The sequence below is a fragment of the Leuconostoc sp. genome, assembly GCF_965300815.1.
Window position 1 is genome coordinate 1 of record NZ_CBDKZH010000005.1, and the last position, 17,144, is coordinate 17,144.

At 44.1% G+C, this 17,144-nt stretch carries 20 protein-coding genes; 1 reads left to right on the forward strand and 19 read right to left on the reverse strand.

What is annotated here, in order from left to right; genetic code table 11:
* Positions 1 to 72: 72 nt before the first annotated feature.
* The 8 genes from groES to ACW12G_RS00825 all read right to left on the reverse strand — a co-directional run bounded on the left by groES (position 73) and on the right by ACW12G_RS00825 (position 6,673).
* A complete protein-coding gene (groES, locus tag ACW12G_RS00790) occupies positions 73 to 357 on the reverse strand; it encodes a co-chaperone GroES (RefSeq protein WP_010000805.1) in 285 nt (94 codons plus the stop codon).
* 147 nt (positions 358 to 504) lie between these two features.
* Positions 505 to 1,338, reverse strand: coding sequence for a YitT family protein (locus ACW12G_RS00795; RefSeq protein ID WP_048700875.1), 834 nt, complete (start codon positions 1,336 to 1,338; stop codon positions 505 to 507).
* Positions 1,338 to 1,715: a DUF956 family protein gene (locus ACW12G_RS00800; RefSeq protein WP_455647059.1), complete on the reverse strand. Its 378-nt coding sequence runs from the start codon at positions 1,713 to 1,715 to the stop codon at positions 1,338 to 1,340. The genes ACW12G_RS00795 and ACW12G_RS00800 overlap by 1 nt, the downstream gene beginning before the upstream one ends.
* A gap of 135 nt (positions 1,716 to 1,850) precedes the next feature.
* On the reverse strand, positions 1,851 to 2,762 hold the full coding sequence (locus ACW12G_RS00805; protein WP_029509539.1) for a PTS system mannose/fructose/sorbose family transporter subunit IID: 912 nt from the start codon (positions 2,760 to 2,762) through the stop codon (positions 1,851 to 1,853).
* A 14-nt stretch (positions 2,763 to 2,776) separates the two neighbouring features.
* Positions 2,777 to 3,586 (reverse strand): PTS mannose/fructose/sorbose transporter subunit IIC, encoded by an 810-nt coding sequence (locus tag ACW12G_RS00810; protein WP_029509538.1) that lies wholly within the window; start codon positions 3,584 to 3,586, stop codon positions 2,777 to 2,779.
* Positions 3,587 to 3,623: 37 nt separating this feature from the next.
* On the reverse strand, positions 3,624 to 4,586 hold the full coding sequence (locus ACW12G_RS00815) for a mannose/fructose/sorbose PTS transporter subunit IIA (protein ID WP_029509537.1): 963 nt from the start codon (positions 4,584 to 4,586) through the stop codon (positions 3,624 to 3,626).
* 194 nt (positions 4,587 to 4,780) lie between these two features.
* Positions 4,781 to 5,761, reverse strand: coding sequence for a type I phosphomannose isomerase catalytic subunit (locus ACW12G_RS00820; protein WP_455646555.1), 981 nt, complete (start codon positions 5,759 to 5,761; stop codon positions 4,781 to 4,783).
* Between the two features lie 171 nt (positions 5,762 to 5,932).
* Positions 5,933 to 6,673 carry a nitroreductase family protein gene (locus tag ACW12G_RS00825; RefSeq protein WP_455647060.1) on the reverse strand — a complete coding sequence of 247 codons (741 nt, stop codon included), beginning with the start codon at positions 6,671 to 6,673 and terminating at the stop codon, positions 5,933 to 5,935.
* 115 nt (positions 6,674 to 6,788) lie between these two features.
* On the opposite strand from ACW12G_RS00825, the gene ACW12G_RS00830 reads away from it, so the two are divergent.
* Complete coding sequence (locus tag ACW12G_RS00830; protein WP_146975664.1) at positions 6,789 to 7,277, forward strand: aromatic acid exporter family protein; 489 nt, start codon at positions 6,789 to 6,791, stop codon at positions 7,275 to 7,277.
* A 25-nt stretch (positions 7,278 to 7,302) separates the two neighbouring features.
* On the opposite strand, the gene ACW12G_RS00835 is transcribed toward ACW12G_RS00830, so the two are convergent.
* From ACW12G_RS00835 to prmC, 11 genes are all read right to left on the reverse strand, one after another.
* A complete protein-coding gene (locus ACW12G_RS00835) occupies positions 7,303 to 8,133 on the reverse strand; it encodes a Cof-type HAD-IIB family hydrolase (RefSeq protein ID WP_029509533.1) in 831 nt (276 codons plus the stop codon).
* A gap of 156 nt (positions 8,134 to 8,289) precedes the next feature.
* Positions 8,290 to 9,327: a lipid II:glycine glycyltransferase FemX gene (locus ACW12G_RS00840; RefSeq protein WP_455647061.1), complete on the reverse strand. Its 1,038-nt coding sequence runs from the start codon at positions 9,325 to 9,327 to the stop codon at positions 8,290 to 8,292.
* An 8-nt stretch (positions 9,328 to 9,335) separates the two neighbouring features.
* Complete coding sequence (locus tag ACW12G_RS00845) at positions 9,336 to 9,983, reverse strand: redox-sensing transcriptional repressor Rex (RefSeq protein WP_147001486.1); 648 nt, start codon at positions 9,981 to 9,983, stop codon at positions 9,336 to 9,338.
* Positions 9,984 to 10,152: 169 nt separating this feature from the next.
* On the reverse strand, positions 10,153 to 11,163 hold the full coding sequence (gene tsaD, locus ACW12G_RS00850) for a tRNA (adenosine(37)-N6)-threonylcarbamoyltransferase complex transferase subunit TsaD (RefSeq protein ID WP_455647062.1): 1,011 nt from the start codon (positions 11,161 to 11,163) through the stop codon (positions 10,153 to 10,155).
* A gap of 34 nt (positions 11,164 to 11,197) precedes the next feature.
* Entirely contained in the window at positions 11,198 to 11,608 is a 411-nt protein-coding gene (rimI, locus tag ACW12G_RS00855; protein WP_048700895.1) for a ribosomal protein S18-alanine N-acetyltransferase, read from the reverse strand.
* A complete protein-coding gene (gene rimI / locus ACW12G_RS00860; protein WP_029509528.1) occupies positions 11,583 to 12,140 on the reverse strand; it encodes a ribosomal protein S18-alanine N-acetyltransferase in 558 nt (185 codons plus the stop codon). Before rimI (ACW12G_RS00860) ends, rimI (ACW12G_RS00855) begins: the two co-directional genes overlap by 26 nt.
* Positions 12,124 to 12,834 (reverse strand): tRNA (adenosine(37)-N6)-threonylcarbamoyltransferase complex dimerization subunit type 1 TsaB, encoded by a 711-nt coding sequence (gene tsaB, locus ACW12G_RS00865; RefSeq protein ID WP_048700899.1) that lies wholly within the window; start codon positions 12,832 to 12,834, stop codon positions 12,124 to 12,126. Before tsaB ends, rimI (ACW12G_RS00860) begins: the two co-directional genes overlap by 17 nt.
* A 52-nt stretch (positions 12,835 to 12,886) precedes the next feature.
* Positions 12,887 to 14,602 carry a phosphoenolpyruvate--protein phosphotransferase gene (ptsP, locus tag ACW12G_RS00870; RefSeq protein ID WP_146975671.1) on the reverse strand — a complete coding sequence of 572 codons (1,716 nt, stop codon included), beginning with the start codon at positions 14,600 to 14,602 and terminating at the stop codon, positions 12,887 to 12,889.
* Positions 14,603 to 14,604: 2 nt separating this feature from the next.
* Positions 14,605 to 14,874, reverse strand: coding sequence for a phosphocarrier protein HPr (locus ACW12G_RS00875; protein WP_010006425.1), 270 nt, complete (start codon positions 14,872 to 14,874; stop codon positions 14,605 to 14,607).
* A 252-nt stretch (positions 14,875 to 15,126) separates the two neighbouring features.
* A complete protein-coding gene (locus tag ACW12G_RS00880) occupies positions 15,127 to 16,134 on the reverse strand; it encodes an L-threonylcarbamoyladenylate synthase (protein WP_048700904.1) in 1,008 nt (335 codons plus the stop codon).
* Entirely contained in the window at positions 16,116 to 17,144 is a 1,029-nt protein-coding gene (gene prmC, locus ACW12G_RS00885) for a peptide chain release factor N(5)-glutamine methyltransferase (RefSeq protein WP_455647063.1), read from the reverse strand. The genes ACW12G_RS00880 and prmC overlap by 19 nt, the downstream gene beginning before the upstream one ends.

Below are 17,144 nucleotides of genomic sequence, written 5' to 3' on the forward strand. Positions count from 1 at the left end.
TGATTACAATCCCTCTCTAGTAATTCATTTTAAATATATAGTTGTTTGCGCCACATTCACTCGGCACAAAAATTACGCCACAATGGCAACGATATCCTTTTCATGTAGTGCAAGGTAGTCATTTCCTTCAAATGATACTTCTTGCCCCGCGTACTTATCAAAAAGTACTTCATCACCTGTCTTCACAGTTAATTCGCGGACTGTCCCATCGTTTAGGACGTATCCTGAACCTACGGCAACGACCTTACCTGTGACTGGCTTTTCCTTAGCATTTGTTGCTAAGAGAATGCCACCAACAGTTTCTTCCGCAGCTTCAGTTACTTCAATAATCACGCGATCACCCAATGGCTTCAACATGAGACATACCTCCAGTTTTTAGTTTTAGCACTCTTTTTACACGAGTGCTAATTACAACTATTATTATAGCACTGTCCGGACATTTGTCAATAAAAAAAGCCTACTTTTGTAGACTAATTTTGTCGTTCAAAGTCGACTCAGCTATCACTAAATAAATGTGCCACCATGCGCTTCACTAATGTCGTAAGCAATCATGAAAGCCGTGGGGTCAACTTGATGCACACCACGCACTAAATGATTGTAATCTTGATTTTCTAGAATCACCATCAACATGTCCCGATCGCTATCCGTGTACCCACCACGAACATTCATCAGTGTGTAACTCGTATCATTTTCTTTCAAATAGGCTTTAACGGCTTCAATGTGATCATTACTCGTGATGTACACCATTTTACGTCGGTCAAGCCCTGTCTCGATATAGTTCATCACAACGGCCGTAATGATGAGCGAAAACACCGCCAAAATAAAGGCTTCCAGACCATCCGTCAACAGGTTACCTAATGAGACAAAGAGATCGATAACCAACAGCGATAGCGCTGGTGCAATGCGAAAATATTTTTTCAAAATCATCGGTGGTACAGCTGTACCACCACTAGACGCTTCCACACGATAAAGCATCGCCACACCAAACGCAAAGATTGCCCCACCAACCAAGACAGCAAACGTTCTATCGGTCAAAACTTGATAGCTAGGTGTTATTTTCAATAATATCGGCAATAACAGACTGCCAAAGGTAATACGCACCGTTGTGCCACGATCTAAGAAAATTGCCGCCAGGATAATCATCAAAATATTAACCAGTAAGACGGTCACTGCACGATCAATCCCAACTAATTCATTCAGCAAAATAGCAAACCCTGTCGCCCCACCAGCCGCAACTTTGGCTGGTGCGTAAAAAAAGTTAATGCTAATGGCAACGAATTCCAAAGCGACAACAATCGTTAAATAACGTAAAATCTGGTACTGCCGTAATATTTTCATTAAACGCCTTTCTTTTTATCCTGCTTTTTAAATAGTGCTTTCAAACGTGAGATTAAAGTTGGTTGTTTCAAGACCTTTTCATGACCAATCTGATCACGAATTGCCTTTAACACTTTGCCAGACTCTGGTGATGAAAAGGAAAAACTGCCACGATCTGTGTCAACTCGGAAACGCCGACTGACCCGATGACGGGCAACACTTGCATACACCGCCGTTACATTTGCCCAAGGAATTTGAATATAATCAGCGACGTTATTATCATTAAAAAATTCAAATGCGCGATCACCTACTAGGAATTTACCGTATTGCGCACCAATACCTAAATACGAAATCCCTTTAGCTGTTAACGCTACTTTAGTATTCAGTGATTGTACCATTATGATTACCCTCCTCACCTATCATACTTTAATCGTATCATTAAATGATAGGCATACTCAATAACTTTTCTTTTATGTACAAAGGCGCTCGTCGAAAATGACGGGCGCCCTTTATCGTAATAATTTAATTCATGCTTACATGATGTGCAAGGCATGCATGATGATTCCGAAGACGAAGATACCAACAATCATTGCAATTGGTGATACGTTCTTCTTCAACAACCACATAGCGAAGAATGTCAATGCCAATCCCATCAAACCAGGAACCAAACTATCCAAGTTTGCTTGCAATGTGTTTGGTGCCATCTTTGTCAATGACAAACCAGCAGCTTGATCACTCAAGATTTGTTGCAACTTACCACCAGTCACAGCGCCACTTGGGAAATCAATGTAAGCCCCTTCAGCCAACTTCTTAGCTGGTAGGTTAACGACAAACTTGATTGAAACCCAACGCTCAACCAGAACGGCCAAGATAAACATTCCCAGGATTGAAGCACCCTTAGTGATGTCCTTCAAGAGACCACCTGACAAATCTTGTGTAATTGCAGAACCGGCCTTGTAACCGAATTCTTGGGTATACCAGATAAATGACATACGAATCAAGTTCCACAAGACGAAGAACAAGATTGGACCAAGAATGTTACCAGAAAGGGCCAATGAGGCACCTAGCGCACCCAAGATTGGACGCAATGTGAACCAGAAGACCGGATCACCGATACCAGCCAAAGGTCCCATCATACCAATCTTCACACCTTGAATGGCTGTGTCATCAATTGCTGCCCCGTTGGCACGTTCTTCTTCCAACGCCAATGTCACACCAATGATTGGTGACGCAACATAAGGATGTGTGTTAAAGAATTCTAAGTGACGCTTCAAAGCGGCTACTCGGTCTTCTTTTGTGGTATATAACTTCTTAATTGCTGGGATCAAGGCATAAGCCCAACCCACGTTTTGCATACGTTCGTAGTTCCATGAACCTTGTAAGAACTGTGATCGCCATGCAACAGATAGACGATCGTTACGTGATAATTCAATTTTTTCAGCCATCATGTTGCTCCTTCCTAGTATTGATCCAAAATGTCACCGACTGGGTCACCCGAGCCGTTACCATTTGAACCACCGCCACCGTTACCACCCATCTTTGATAGGTTAAGGTAGATGAAGGCCAATGCCACACCGATTGCACCAAGGGCGATCAATGTCAATTGGCTCACAGCGGCCAAGGCAAAACCAATTGCGAAGAATGGCCATACTTCGCGTGTTGCCATCATGTTGATAACCAATGCATAACCAACGGCGACAACCATACCACCACCGATAGCCATACCACCAGTCAACCATTCTGGCATTGCAGCCAAAGCATTTTGAACGGCTGATGCGGGGATTGCAATCAACAAAGCAGCTGGGATCGCAATACGCAAACCTTGCAACAAGATACCAATCAAGTGGTAACGTTCAATTGCACGATAGTTACCATCTTTAGCAGCCGCATCGGCACCGTGCGTCAAACCAACAGAAATGGTACGCACGATCATTGTCAAGAACAAACCAGCAACAGCCAAAGGAATAGCTGAAGCAACGGCCACAGAGATACCTGTTGGCGTGAAGTTGTTACCCTTAATCATGATAATTGCTGAAGCGACAGAAGCCAAGGCCACGTCCGGTGCCACAGCGGCACCGATGTTAGCCCAACCAAGGGCGATCATTTGCAGTGAACCACCAAGGATAATACCTGCAGTCAAATGGCCAGTGACCAAACCAATTAATGTTGCCGAAACCAATGGTTGGTGAATTTGGAATTCATCCAAAATACCTTCCATACCTGCGAAGAAGGCAATGATTACGACTAAAACCATTGAGATAATAGACATATGTTAAACACCTTTCCTAATCAACGTTTCAAAAGTCTTATTGAACGTTAGCTTTTTTAATCAAATCAAACAAGTTGGCCTTGCTATCACTTGGCACCTTGCGGACGTCGAATTCAACACCCAAGTCGCGCAACTTTTCAAATGCTTCAACGTCTGCCTTGTCCATTGATAAGACCTTGTTGACCATCGTTTTACCTTCAGAATGCGCCATTGAACCGACATTAAGTGTCTTAATTGGCACACCGCCTTCAACGGCACGAAGCACGTCTTGCACAGTTTCAAACAACAAAAGTGCATCAACACCACCGAAACGATCGTCCTTGGCTACTTCTTCCATCTTGCTGATTGGCACGATGTTAGCCTTCACACCGTTTGGCGCTGCTTGCTTGATCAAGTTCTTACGCAATTCATCATGGGCAACCGCGTCAGATACAACGATGATACGGTTAGCCTTTGAATACGGCGTCCAAGCTGTTGCCACTTGACCGTGCAACAAACGTGTATCCAAACGTGCCAAATTGATGTTGATGTGACCTGGCTTCAAACCATCAGTCGCGTCAGCTTTAGCTTCCGCCTTTTCTGGCGCCGCTGGCTTTGCTTCTTCTGCTTCTGGCACTGACTTAATACCGTCTTTTGAGACTGGTACTAAGTACTTCGCCAAATCAGCTGCTGAATTCATGCCTAGACGGCCGCCGTAAGCTTCAATCAACATTGGCAAGTTCAACCCAGATACGATCGCAACGTGTTCTGGATTTTGTTGTTGGATGAGGCTGGCACGGTTAAACGGTGAGCCACCCCACAAATCAACCAAGAACAATGTGTCATCGTCATTATCAAACTTTGCCAAGGCATCTTGATAATGCTTATCTAAATCGTCTGGTCCTTCAGTCGGCTGGAATGTCACGACTTCAACGTTTTCTTGTTCACCGAAAATCATTGAACCCGACATGATAATGCCTTTTGCAAAGTCGCCATGACTAGCAACAATAAGATTAACCATCGATAATCTCCTTCTCAATAAATGTTTACTATACGATTATATAGGAATTTAATCGCGATGTAAACGCTTTCACAATATATTATTGCCGTTATTGTTTACAGTCAATAGTATACATCTTTTGTCCTGAAAAGTAAACGCTTTCATTGCATTTTTTCAAAATTTTTACACCGTCTTTTCTGAAAACAGTTCTACCTTTAATTATCGAGATATGAGAGTTCTTGTTCACAATAACTTGTTGGCGTGACAAAGCTGACAATCACTTCACCTTGGCCCGATAATGTGTAGTTGCCAGTATCCTTTAACATGATAAAATTATCACCTTTTTTAAGGTGATACGTCGTCCCTTCAGCCGTCAAAGTTAAGTCACCAGCAATCACATTAAACAATTCATAATCATGGTGTTGGTTGAAATGGCTTTCCCCACGAACAGACAACTTATCAATGGTGAACTTAGGCGATGTCAGTAAACGCGTTAAAATCGTTTGATCTTGCAACCGCGTTCTCTGGTTCAAAATCGGATCCACGTGAGGCGCCTTGGTCACACTGAGTGCGGCATCAATTTGTAATGGCCGTGGTTGCTGCGTTGTCGCATCCACACGATCAAAGTCATAGAAACGATAAGTTGAATCAGAACTTTGTTGAATTTCTAAAGCTAATACACCAGCACCCAAGGCATGAAAAGTCCCAGCCGGCACATAAAAGAAATCCCCTTTTTGCACCGGAATTGTGCGCAGTAGCTGTGACCATTCACGTTCGTCAACCATTGTTTTTAACGCTGATTTAGTCGGCGCGTGATGCCCGTAATATAACTTGGCGTCAGGTGTGGCATCTAAGATGTACCAACTTTCCGTCTTGCCAAAGTTCTCGGATGATTGCTTATCATTCGGGTGTACCTGAATCGATAGGTTTTCCTGGGCATCTAAAATTTTGGCTAATAGCGGAAATGCCTGTTCAGGATCATGCCCGCCAAATAATTCTGGTCGTTCTGTCCACAACTGAGCTAAGTCTTGCCCGGCAAACTCACCTTGCGTAATCTTTGAGACCCCATTGTCATGTGCGGAAATTACCCAGGCCTCGCCCACGTGGTCGGATGGCAACTGGTAGCCAAACGTCGCTAATTTTGTCCCACCCCAAATTTTTTCCTGTAAAGCTGGTGCTAACATCAGGATTGTCATAATAGCGTTTTGATCTCCTTTTTGATGATTTTATATACAATGTTAATAAAATTGTATGCGCTTTCATTTTATCATATTTTGGCTGTTTTTGGCGGTATCTTCCTATTTGTCTTGTCCACATAAAAAGACTAAACACTGCTACGTGTTTAGTCTTTATACTATCGTGTAACATTATGATAGGCGAAAGCCTTTTTGTTTTGGATAGTTGTTCAAACCCGTATAGTCACGTGGTCGTGTCAACAGTTTCGTATTATTTTGCACCCAAGAACTAGCCACACCCCGATCGGCATAATAGGTTGTCATCGTTTGATCATATGCCGTAACGGCTGCCACCATTCGGTCTTGATCGTAATGATCTTTCATCCACATCCCAGCCATTGGCAACTTTGGCTTAATGCCAGGCTCTTGTGCTGGGTAACCAATTGAAAAGCCCATGACTGCTTTCACAAACTTTGGTAATTGTAAATGTTGTTCATATAATTCAAAGGCGCCCAGTGCCCCAGCCATGGTCACACTGCCCAGCCCAAGCGCTTCTGCGGCTACTTGGGCGCGTCCCAAAGCAACACCAGCCGACACAATGCCACCTTCTAACATGGCATACGTCGCTAGCCGTTCCTCAGCCAGGGCACGCACCTCCGGCGTTAAACCAATCAAGTCTTTATTAAAGTCGACGGCAACCACAAAATAACGGGCGGCACTTTCAATATAAGCCATCCCGACTTGTGCTGTAATTTCCGCCTTCAATGCTTGGTCAGTAATTTCAATAAAGGTGACCGGTTGGTAATTATTCATATTCGGTCCCGCATTGGCAGCAGATAAAATCGTTGTCACAATGTCATCGGTGACCGGTTCATTCGTATAAGCACGAATTGAACGATGGTTATTCAATAAATCTAAAACTGGATTTGACATGTGTTGTTGTCTTGCATGGCTAATATGGCGACATTGCAAGATCCTTTCGTTTTGTGATACATAGATTTTACCATTTTTTAATGATAAAATGATAAGAATATTAGTGGAGGCAGTTATGCAATTTGGACGATTCCGGATCGGTTTACGGACGCTAAAAACAGCCATGGCGGTCATGTTAATCATTGCCGTCTATTATTGCTTTAACCGTCCCCCTTTTGTCGCTGCTTTAGCGGCTGTCTTTGCCTTACGTGAAAGTTGGGATAAAACGCTGAGCTTTGCTAAGATCCGTTTAATTTCAAACACCGTTGGTGGCTTGCTCGCCTTGGTCTACTTTCTCATTTATACGCAAACTGACCATGCTGACTGGGTCGCAATTATCATCCTCCCACTGCTTGTGATCATCACCATTGTTTTCTTAGATGGTTTTAATTTTAATAGTGGGGTTATCGGCGCACTTGCTGCTTTATTGATGATTGCCTTAAATATTCCAGCCGGTGCAACGGTTGTCTACGTGATTGATCGTATTGCAGATACATTTGTGGGGGTTCTAGTGGCTATTGGTGTGAACCGATTTGCTTCACCGCAAACAAAAAAGAAGGCATAAACCTTCTTTTTTTGTTTGCGATCATTTATGACGTGCTAGCTAAACCAAAATAATCTTCGATCGTGGCTAACACCCCATCGTTAACATTCGTATTCAAAGCACGCTTATCGACGGCCTGCAACATAAATGGTTCGGCATTTGGCATCACATAACCATGTTCATATTTTTGCAACATTTCTAAATCGTTCCCATTATCACCAAAGGTCATTACTTCACGATCTAAAATGTCATAGTAGTCTTGCAAAACTTGCAACCCAGTTGCTTTGTCGACCCCTTTGCCCAACACATCAACGGAACCAAATCCTGACCCCGTCGCATGAAGTTCATCGCCAAAGACTTGCCGCAATTCAGCAACGTGTTGTTGCACTTCATCATTGGGCCAGACAAATGTCACTTCTAAAATATGGTCATCAACTTCCATCAATTTTTCCACTTGCTTCACATTTGGATAAAACTGAAAGACCATATCAGCGACCGGGCCGGTGGCATGGTTAGAGACATACGTTGCCTTATCACCCGTCATAATAATAATATTTTCAGCCGATTCAGGATTTTTGGCATTCCATTCAATGACTTGATGTAATTGCGCTGGTGACAAATGGACAGAATAGAGTTGCTCGTCTGGTGTTGCTACCATCGCCCCATTTGATCCCACAAAATTGATTTCATAGCCTTTCGCAATCGTTGGGGCAAAAAGTTGTTGCAAGTTTTTAACTTGCCGGCCCGAAGCCGCTACAAAGCGGACATCCTTTTCTTGAAGTTGATCCAAGACACGTTCAAAACGGTGACGATTATACGCATCATTTGCTGTCAAAAAAGTTCCGTCCATATCAGAAGCAATCATTTTGATGGTCATTCACAACACACTCCTTTTAAATATCTGTCGTTTACTAAAACAAATTTGTCGTGCACAAGCCCTACCTGCATATCTTGTCAACCACGCCATGAATTAGCCCACAATGTTTTAATTATAGCATAATCTTGAATAACTAAAAAAGCCGCCAACGGCGGATTATTTAAATTGTTCAAGATACGTTTCGTAGGCTGTTTCATCCACAACCCAATCCAGTTCACCAATATATTCAGCTTGTGGATCATGATAAGCAAAGCCGTGCTTAAATTTATAGAGGCCATCTTCGGGCACAAAGTCCCCAACACCACCAAAGTCGTATTCGACTTTGCCAAGTGCTAGACCCCATTTTAACATTTCCCATTGCACAGCATATGGGCCATAGTGCTTCGCATACTGCCGGTCAGAACCAGCATACATATACCAGATTTCATCACCATAGCTAAAGCCAATGCCACTGGCAATCACGCGACCTTCAAAGTGTGCTAAGAACACTTTAAATAAGCCGGTACCAGCCCATAATTGTTGCATGCGCAAGAAATAATCAATTGGTCGGTGGGTAATCCCTTGTGCCGCAGCCATCATCACATAAGTTTCAAAAAAGGCGCGCACATCTGCTTCAGAACCACCAGCAGTCACGGTAACGCCATCTTTGGCCGCACGACGGATTTGGTTACGATAATCACGCTTGAAGTGTAACATCAGTTCTTCTTCTGTCGTAATTGGTGTCGCACCCTCACCACGACCATCATAATACAACACCACATTTTTGCGTGGTTGAATATTGCCATGCATGTGGTGAATCTCACGATTACGTGTCACAAAGCCAGCCGCTTGATATTCGGCATTCAACGCATCGCTATAGGCCACTTCAGGGTCCAAACGAATGAGGAACACATTATCCGGCAAGGCTGCCAAAGCTTCTTGGATCATACTTTTAATCAACGCCACATTATGAATGTCGCCAATCGGTCCGCGACCAGCATATCCCAGCAGCTTACCCGGCACAGCTTCAACCGTTAACACCGTTAATACCGCATCAATTTGCCCCGCCGTTTCATGGTAAACATAAACATGGCCCCAATTCGCTTTGAGTTCACCCCATAGCGGGTCTTGGGTCACCTGCCCACGCGGATCTTCTCGAACAAAACGTTGATACGCCTGTACTTTTTCTTGATCATTTAAATCTAAAATCGGCATGTTAGTTATTATCCTGTCGTAATTGAACCATAGTTTTCAATAAAGTAAACCAATGTTTGCAATTCATTGGTCAAATCCACATTTTGCACACGCACGCCACTTGGTACCGTCACACGCAAAGGTGTAAAGTTCAAAATCCCTTTAATGCCAGCATCCACGAGTTCATTCGTGATTTCTTGGGCGACACCTTGTGGTACGGTCAAGATGGCAATATTAATCCGTTGCGCAGCAATCTGCTCTTTTAATTCAGTCATTGAATAAATCGGCACACCAGCCATAATCGTGCCTGCACGTGACTTATCCACGTCAAAAGCCGCTGAAATACGCATGTTAGAAGACTGGTGAAAGTTAAAGTTAAGCAAAGCTTGCCCCAAATTTCCAGCACCAATTAACGCCACATTAATGAGACTGTCTTGATCCAACACATTGGCAAAGAAATCCAGCAACGCCTTGACATCGTAGCCATAGCCACGCTTGCCTAAGGCACCAAAATAAGAAAAATCACGACGAATCGTGGCCGCATCAAACTTAATTGCATCGCTTAATTCAGCAGAAGAAATGCGGTCAGTCCCCGCATCGTGTAAAAATGTTAAATAGCGGAAATAAATCGGCAAACGCTTTGCGGTCGCACGCGGGATTTTAGGTTGTGTCATAATTTTCTCCAGTGTTAATGTCGTTATTATCATGCTTGTTTCACTAAACGCAAACGTGATGGTCTGATGAAATCGGCACCTTAGATTACTTTGTGAACTTTTGCATAACTATTGTACCACAAAAATAAGGATCGCAACAAAAGATCGTGATAGATTCACAATCTTATTACGATTATATTAGTTCAAAATCTAAGCCTGGATTAGTATTTAAGTCTAAGCCCGCAAAAATACCTTGTTTGTAATTCCAGTAGCCTGCTGCCCCAATCATCGCGGCATTATCACCCGTATATTGCCGTGGCACAGGAATATACGTTGTTTCTGGAAATGACACCAGCAATGCTTCTAATGTTTCTCGCAATTGTGAATTAGCCGCCACGCCACCAGCCAAGATAAAACTTTTAACCGGGTAGTCTTGTAAGGCGCGTTTCGTTCGACCAACCAGCGCATCCACAACCGCATTTTGAAAACTCGTTGCTAAGTCATATTGATCAATTGTTTCCCCCTTTTGCTCGGCGTGATGGACATAATTAATGACCGCACTTTTTAAGCCAGAGAAACTAAAGTCATAATTATCTTCATGCGCCATAGCAGTGGGAAACTTAATCGTTGGTTGCCCTTTGTGCGCCATATCATCAATAGTTTTACCCGCTGGATAAGGTAACTTTAACAAACGGCCAACTTTATCGAAACTTTCTCCTGCCGCATCATCACGCGTTTCCCCTAACACGGCAAACTCATTTTCGTTTTGCATGAGGACCAGTTCGGTATGGCCGCCAGACACCATCAAAGCTAAGGCTGGATAGCGAATTGGCTGATTAAAGTTAGCCGCTGCAATGTGACCGGCCAAATGATTGACCGGCACTATTGGCAAATTATGGGCCAACGCAAAGGTTTTTGCACCCATTAAGCCAACCAGTAAAGAACCCACCAAGCCGGGTCCATAGGTCACCGCCACCGCATCAAGCTCTGCTGGTGACACGTTAGCTGTGGCCAACGCATCATCTAACACGCGTGTAATCCATTCAATATGGTGTCGACTGGCGACTTCCGGCACAATACCACCAAAACGTTGATGGGAATTGATTTGTGTCGCTACAGCGTTACTTAGGACAATATGGCCATCTTCCACAATGGCAACGCTGGTTTCATCAGCGCTGGATTCAAATGCTATGATTTTTGTCATATTTATGCGTGTAAGTAGTTACCTTGGTAACCACTTACATTTTCCTTTCCATCATGATCGCGGCATGACCATTTTTATAATATTTCTCACGGCGATGATAAGGTGAAAAGCCCATCTTGTCATACAGCCGAATCGCTTGATGATTTAACTCGTCGACTTCCAATAAAAATCGGGCAACATCCGGCAAAGCCAACACGGTTGTTAATAATGCTTGCGCAATACCTTGCCGTTGATAATCTGGTTGGACCGCGATACTGCTAATTTCAACTTCATCTAATATCTGGGTAATCCCAATAAAACCACCAGTCGTTAAAAAATAACGACTGCGAGGACTTGTGAGTTCATGTTCAAAGACTGTTTTTGGCCAAGGAGACGGTTGAAAGGCCGCTTGGGCAATACGATAGATGGTTTCACTGTCTTCAATTGTTGCTGGTTGAATTTTCAAGTTGTTTCACCATTGACACGGCATCTTCATGATCACCGAAATAATACCCTTTTTTGATACCTGTTTGTTCAAAGCCTAATCGTTGGTATAAGGCAATCGCCCCATGATTAGAAGCGCGTGCTTCTAACGTCATGGTTGCAACCCCGACCGCAGTCGCAAATTGATGAATCTCTGACAAAATGGTTGTGCCTAAACCATGACTTTGCCAAATTGGAACAACCGCAATATTAGTAATATGCATATCACGCTGATCTCGTTGATAGGCAACCCCGGCAAAGCCAATAACTTGCTGGTGGCGCTCAATCACTAAGTAGAGGCGAATATGTGGCCGCGACAATTCGCTAAGAAAGTCACGCAATACCCACGGCGCGACACCAGCATAAACCGCTTCCTCAATTCTAACCAACGTGTCAATATCAGCGATTGTGGCGCGACGTAACACAAAGTCATATCCACTGACTGTCATCGTCTTGGTCACAAATCGCGGTAAGGCAAGCGGTAATTTAGGTTGGTGATTAAACTTCAAAAACATAATTTTCGGGATTATCCTCACCAGGATGCGCAGCAAGCCAGTTCAACTCCGCCTGGGTTTTCCTTAAATAATTGGGATTAAAGTGCGCCACATCAGCGACAGGTTGTGCTTTGAGACCGAGTGTAACAATGCCATGCCCGTCAGGTAAGCTGTCAGCGGGTGTTAAAATCGTCGCTCGGTCACCAAAAGCCGCCTGTAACGTGGGCACAAATTCTGTGGTTTCCCCCACAAAAGTAATTGGCTCATCACGTGTCTGCAACCAAGTTACCAAATGATCGATTGGTTGATGTGCATCAGCTAATGCAGCGCTATCATTTAAATAAACGCCTGCAAAAAAATTGTTATTGCGCGCATTAAACAGTGGTACCACTAAACCAGGAGTGGTCACTTGCGCAGCCAACACGGCTAAGCTAGAAACACCTACAAGCTCGGCTTGCAACGTGTTAGCTAACATTTTAGCAACAGTCACACCAATTCTAAGCCCAGTAAATGACCCTGGTCCTTGGGCAACCACAATGCGGTCAATATCACTGAGCGCCCATTGTTGTTCAGCCAGCGTTGTTTCAATGGCTGGCAATAACTGAATCGAATGATTCCGCGCTTCATTCGTTGTGAACACACGTCGTACGTTATTATCTTCCGCCAAACTCACCGTGAGTGGTTGGTTACTTGTATCAAAGGCTAAAATCTTCATAGGTTATATTTTAACACAAAAAGACCGCCAATCGGCGGTCTTAAAACTTGTTCTAGTCAATTGCTGATTCAACTAATGCAATGACTTCGTCATTTGTTTCGGCATCCAAAGCTTTTTCAGCCAATAACTTCATATCAGCAGTATTCAACTGCTTCATTAATGCACGTGTTTGCAAAATAGATGGGGCACTCATTGAGAATTCATCCAAGCCCATACCCATCAACAATGGGACAGCGATTGGATCACCAGCCATTTCACCACACATTGCAACAAACTTACCTTCTTTATGAGCGGCAGTAATCACATTGTTGATCAAACGCAAAATTGATGGGTTATAAGGTTGATACAAATAAGCAACCTTATCGTTACCACGATCTGCAGCCATTGTATAACCAATCAAATCGTTGGTACCAATTGAGAAGAAGTCCAATTCCTTAGCAAACTTATCAGCCAACATGGCAGCAGCTGGAATTTCAATCATGATACCTAACTTGACATCACCCATTGCCACACCAGCTTCTTCAAGCTTAGCACGTTCTTCTGTATAAATTTGCTTTGCGGCACGGAACTCAGGCAATGTGGCAATCATTGGGAACATAATCCACAAATTACCAAAAGCTGAGGCACGTAGCAACGCACGGAGTTGTGTCCGGAAAATTTCTGTTTGATCCAAAGAGATACGGATCGCACGATAACCCAAGAATGGGTTTTCTTCTTCTGGTAACTTCCAGTAGCTCAAGTGCTTGTCGCCACCAATATCCATGGTACGTACTGTCACTGGCTTACCAGCCATCTTTTCAACAACAGTCTTATAAGCTTCAAACTGTTCTTCTTCAGTTGGCAAGTGATCTGATTCCATGTATAGGAATTCAGTACGATACAAACCAATGCCTTCAGCACCATTTTCCAAAACGGCAGGCATGTCTTTTGGTGAACCAATGTTGGCACCCACGACAAATGTCTTGCCATCGGCACTAACTGATTGTTGATCTTTCAACAAGGCCCATTCAGCACGTTGTGCTTGATAATCAGCCGCCTTTTGTTGGTAACTGGCCAATGTGTCAGCATCTGGGTCGATAATCACATCGCCCGTCAAGCCATCAACAATCACCATGTCATCAGCTGCCACTTCTTTTGTGGCAATTTCAGTTCCTACGACAGCTGGAATTTCCAACGTCCGTGCCATGATTGACGCATGCGCTGTACGACCACCCAAGTCAGTTAAGATACCCTTAACAAAGTTGCGGTCAAGTTGTGCTGTATCTGAAGGTGTCAAGTCTCTTGCAACCAAGACCACTTCTTCATCAATCAATGCTGGATTAGGCAAAGCCACATTCAGCAAATGAGACAAAATACGCTTCGTGACATCACGAATATCTGCTGCACGTTCTTGCATGTAGGCGTTATCCGTCATGGCTTCAAACATGCTGATATACATATCTGTCACTTCTTTAACAGCTTGTTCAGCATTGACCTTGTCATCAGCAATCTTTTGCTTAAATGCGCTAGACATTTCGGGATCAGCCAAAACCATCAAATGCGCTTCAAACACTTGGGCTTCTTCTTCACCAAGGTTTTCAGCAGCTTTTGTCTTAATAAGTTCCACATCTGCACTAGCAGCCTTCAAAGCATCGTCGACACGAGCTTGTTCAGCTGTCACATCTGTAATTGTTGTCTTTGAGAAAGACAAATCTGGGTCAACTAACAAGTAGGCCTTTGCAATTGCAATACCATTACTTGCCGCGATTCCTTTGAAGTTCTTAGCCATTATTATTCAGCAAGTCCTTCTTTTTCCATTGCTTCAGTGATGGCAGCCATTGCTGCTTCTTCATCATCACCTTCAGTCTTGATTGTCACATCGGCACCTTGACCAACACCAAGTGACATCACACCCATGATTGACTTCAAGTTAACATCCTTGCCTTGGTATGACAAAGTAACGTCTGATGTGAACTTTGAAGCTGCTTGTACCAACAATGTTGCTGGACGTGCGTGGATACCTGTTTCTGCTACGATATGGAATTCTTTTGATTGTGTCATGATTATTTTCTCCTTTTTAGCTGTGAATCAGCTTCTGATAATAGTGTATCAAAGCGCTTACAAAATATCAAGTAAAATGCCCGGTTAAACCTTGATATATCAAGCCCAATCGCTAAAAATGCCGGTCTCATCACGTTTGTGATGTAAACGTTTACATGTTTTCCGTGTGACTTTTCAGTAAACGTTAAGCATCTGGGTGACGTGCGCGACATTTACCACAAGTTCAACACAAAAAGCACCGATCCGGTGCTTTTAAATCGTAAATTCTTGATTGCCTGCTGCTTTAGCTAAGCGATTATTATACGCTTTGCCAATCCCAATGGGTGGCATTTTTTCGACATAAATCGTCGCCACTTCTGGCGTCTCATCATAAAAACGTAGTCCCGCAAAAAGCTGTTCGGTCGCACTTTCAAGTGTTTCCCCCAACGACCACGTTTGCGTCATTGGTAACTGCAATGTTGCCAATGTGTCATCTTGAGCCATGACAACATCTTGGGCTGTCAGGGTTGATCGCAGCGCCAAAGCATCTAAACGATCAAACATGACCACTGTTTTATCCGGCGCATAGTGACGATACTTCATCCCCGGTGCTTTTGGTGTGACGTGACTCGCCACTGATGTCGTGCTAGTGGCATCAAAGACTGGTTGTTGAAGAACGGCTTCTAATTGTTGTTGCGTCACGGCCCCTGGTCGTAAAATAGTCGGTGTGTCTGTTGACATGTCAATCACCGTGGATTCAACGCCTACTTCAGTGGGGCCATCGTCCACAATGGCTGCAATCCGACCTTGCATATCATGCCAAACGTGTTGGGCCGTGGTTGGTGACGGTTTGCCGGACGTATTGGCACTGGGGCCAACAATCGGTACCCCGGCTGCACGAATCATAGCACGCGCTGTCTCATTGGCAGGCAAACGGAAAGCCACCGTTTGCAACCCGCCAGTCACCAACATCGATACCTGATCTGGTTTAATGGGCATGATAACTGTCAAAGACCCCGGCCAAAATGCCGTCATCAATTGCCGAGCTGCTTCAGAAATCGTGACAAAGGGTGTCAACTGTTCAACGTCTGCAACGGTCATAATAAGCGGATTATCTGCTGGCCGATTTTTCGCCAAAAAGACTTTTTTCACCGCCGCATCATTAGTAGCATCTGCTCCTAAGCCGTAGACTGTTTCTGTTGGAAAAGCCACCACTTCACCGGCTTTTAATAACGCACCCGCCCGTTGCACATCTTGAGTTGTTAGTAATTCTGTCTCCATAATAATCCTTTCACCACACGCACCATACGATCTAAGCCTGCGAAATCTTTTTTCAAGGTTACCGTCGCATCAGGTAGCGCTTGTTGCATCATGGCTACCACCGCTGGGCCTTGTTTGTAGCCAATTTCAAAATAAGCACGCCCCTGTGCCGTCAAATGTTGTGCCAAACCGGCCGCAATCTTAGCGTAAATGGCTAAGCCATCTTGATCGGCAAACAACGCCAGTTGTGGTTCAAACGCCAAGACACTGGCGTCCATTTCTGCTTCATCAGTCCGCGCAATATACGGCGGATTGCTGACGATAATATCAAAAGTCAAATCTGCAACGCCTTGGAAAACATCACTTTCCACGAAGTGTAACTGATGCAAGCCAAAACGCTGTGCATTACTTTCAGCCACGGCCAAGGCATCAGGTGAAATATCGGCGGCAAACCCCTTAACACGTGGATTTTCAAGCATTAACGTCTCAATAATTGCACCTGAACCCGTCCCAATATCCAACACAGAAACTGGTGCACCTTGGGTGCCACTGGCATCTTGTAAAATCCATTCTACGAGTTGCTCAGTTTCTGGTCGGGGAATTAAAACACGTTCATCCACCATAAATTCTCGCCCATAAAAAGGTGCATGACCCAAAATATATTGTGGTGGTTTGTTTTGGGTTAATTGCGCCACCCACTTTGGCCAAACAGCTGCCAGCACTGCTGGCATTTGCCGTGATAGATTGGCCCGTAAATAACCGTAGTTAATGTCTAAGGCGCCCGTTAACAAAAAGTCCACGTTATCTTTAGCATCAGCTTCCGGCATCCCCGCCTGCGTGAGTTCTAAAACTGCCCATTTGCGTGCTTCGAGTAATGACAACTTCACTTGCGCTGGGGCAGTTGGTTTGACCTGATCATCCCACTCGTACCAACGTGGTTGGGTCAACTTAGCAGGTGAATTTGAGCGTTTGTGCGTGGTCTGATTAGGTTGTTGAAATTGTTTTGGGGTTTCAAAGTTTTTTTCTGTCAT

Bases quoted from the DNA above. Each gene is read 5' to 3' on its own strand.
- ACW12G_RS00805 (WP_029509539.1), bottom strand. From the start codon at position 2,762: ATGGCTGAAAAAATTGAATTATCACGTAACGATCGTCTATCTGTTGCA.
- ACW12G_RS00795 (WP_048700875.1), bottom strand. From the start codon at position 1,338: ATGAAAATATTACGGCAGTACCAGATTTTACGTTATTTAACGATTGTT.
- ACW12G_RS00800 (WP_455647059.1), bottom strand. From the start codon at position 1,715: ATGGTACAATCACTGAATACTAAAGTAGCGTTAACAGCTAAAGGGATT.
- tsaB (WP_048700899.1), bottom strand. From the start codon at position 12,834: ATGAAGATTTTAGCCTTTGATACAAGTAACCAACCACTCACGGTGAGT.
- ACW12G_RS00875 (WP_010006425.1), bottom strand. From the start codon at position 14,874: ATGACACAATCAAAAGAATTCCATATCGTAGCAGAAACAGGTATCCAC.
- rimI (WP_029509528.1), bottom strand. From the start codon at position 12,140: ATGTTTTTGAAGTTTAATCACCAACCTAAATTACCGCTTGCCTTACCG.
- tsaD (WP_455647062.1), bottom strand. From the start codon at position 11,163: ATGACAAAAATCATAGCATTTGAATCCAGCGCTGATGAAACCAGCGTT.
- ACW12G_RS00810 (WP_029509538.1), bottom strand. From the start codon at position 3,586: ATGTCTATTATCTCAATGGTTTTAGTCGTAATCATTGCCTTCTTCGCA.
- ptsP (WP_146975671.1), bottom strand. From the start codon at position 14,602: ATGGCTAAGAACTTCAAAGGAATCGCGGCAAGTAATGGTATTGCAATT.
- ACW12G_RS00825 (WP_455647060.1), bottom strand. From the start codon at position 6,673: ATGTCAAATCCAGTTTTAGATTTATTGAATAACCATCGTTCAATTCGT.
- ACW12G_RS00815 (WP_029509537.1), bottom strand. From the start codon at position 4,586: ATGGTTAATCTTATTGTTGCTAGTCATGGCGACTTTGCAAAAGGCATT.
- ACW12G_RS00880 (WP_048700904.1), bottom strand. From the start codon at position 16,134: ATGGAGACAGAATTACTAACAACTCAAGATGTGCAACGGGCGGGTGCG.
- ACW12G_RS00835 (WP_029509533.1), bottom strand. From the start codon at position 8,133: ATGACCATCAAAATGATTGCTTCTGATATGGACGGAACTTTTTTGACA.
- prmC (WP_455647063.1), bottom strand. From the start codon at position 17,144: ATGACAGAAAAAAACTTTGAAACCCCAAAACAATTTCAACAACCTAAT.
- ACW12G_RS00840 (WP_455647061.1), bottom strand. From the start codon at position 9,327: ATGCCGATTTTAGATTTAAATGATCAAGAAAAAGTACAGGCGTATCAA.
- ACW12G_RS00830 (WP_146975664.1), top strand. From the start codon at position 6,789: ATGCAATTTGGACGATTCCGGATCGGTTTACGGACGCTAAAAACAGCC.
- groES (WP_010000805.1), bottom strand. From the start codon at position 357: ATGTTGAAGCCATTGGGTGATCGCGTGATTATTGAAGTAACTGAAGCT.
- ACW12G_RS00820 (WP_455646555.1), bottom strand. From the start codon at position 5,761: ATGACAATCCTGATGTTAGCACCAGCTTTACAGGAAAAAATTTGGGGT.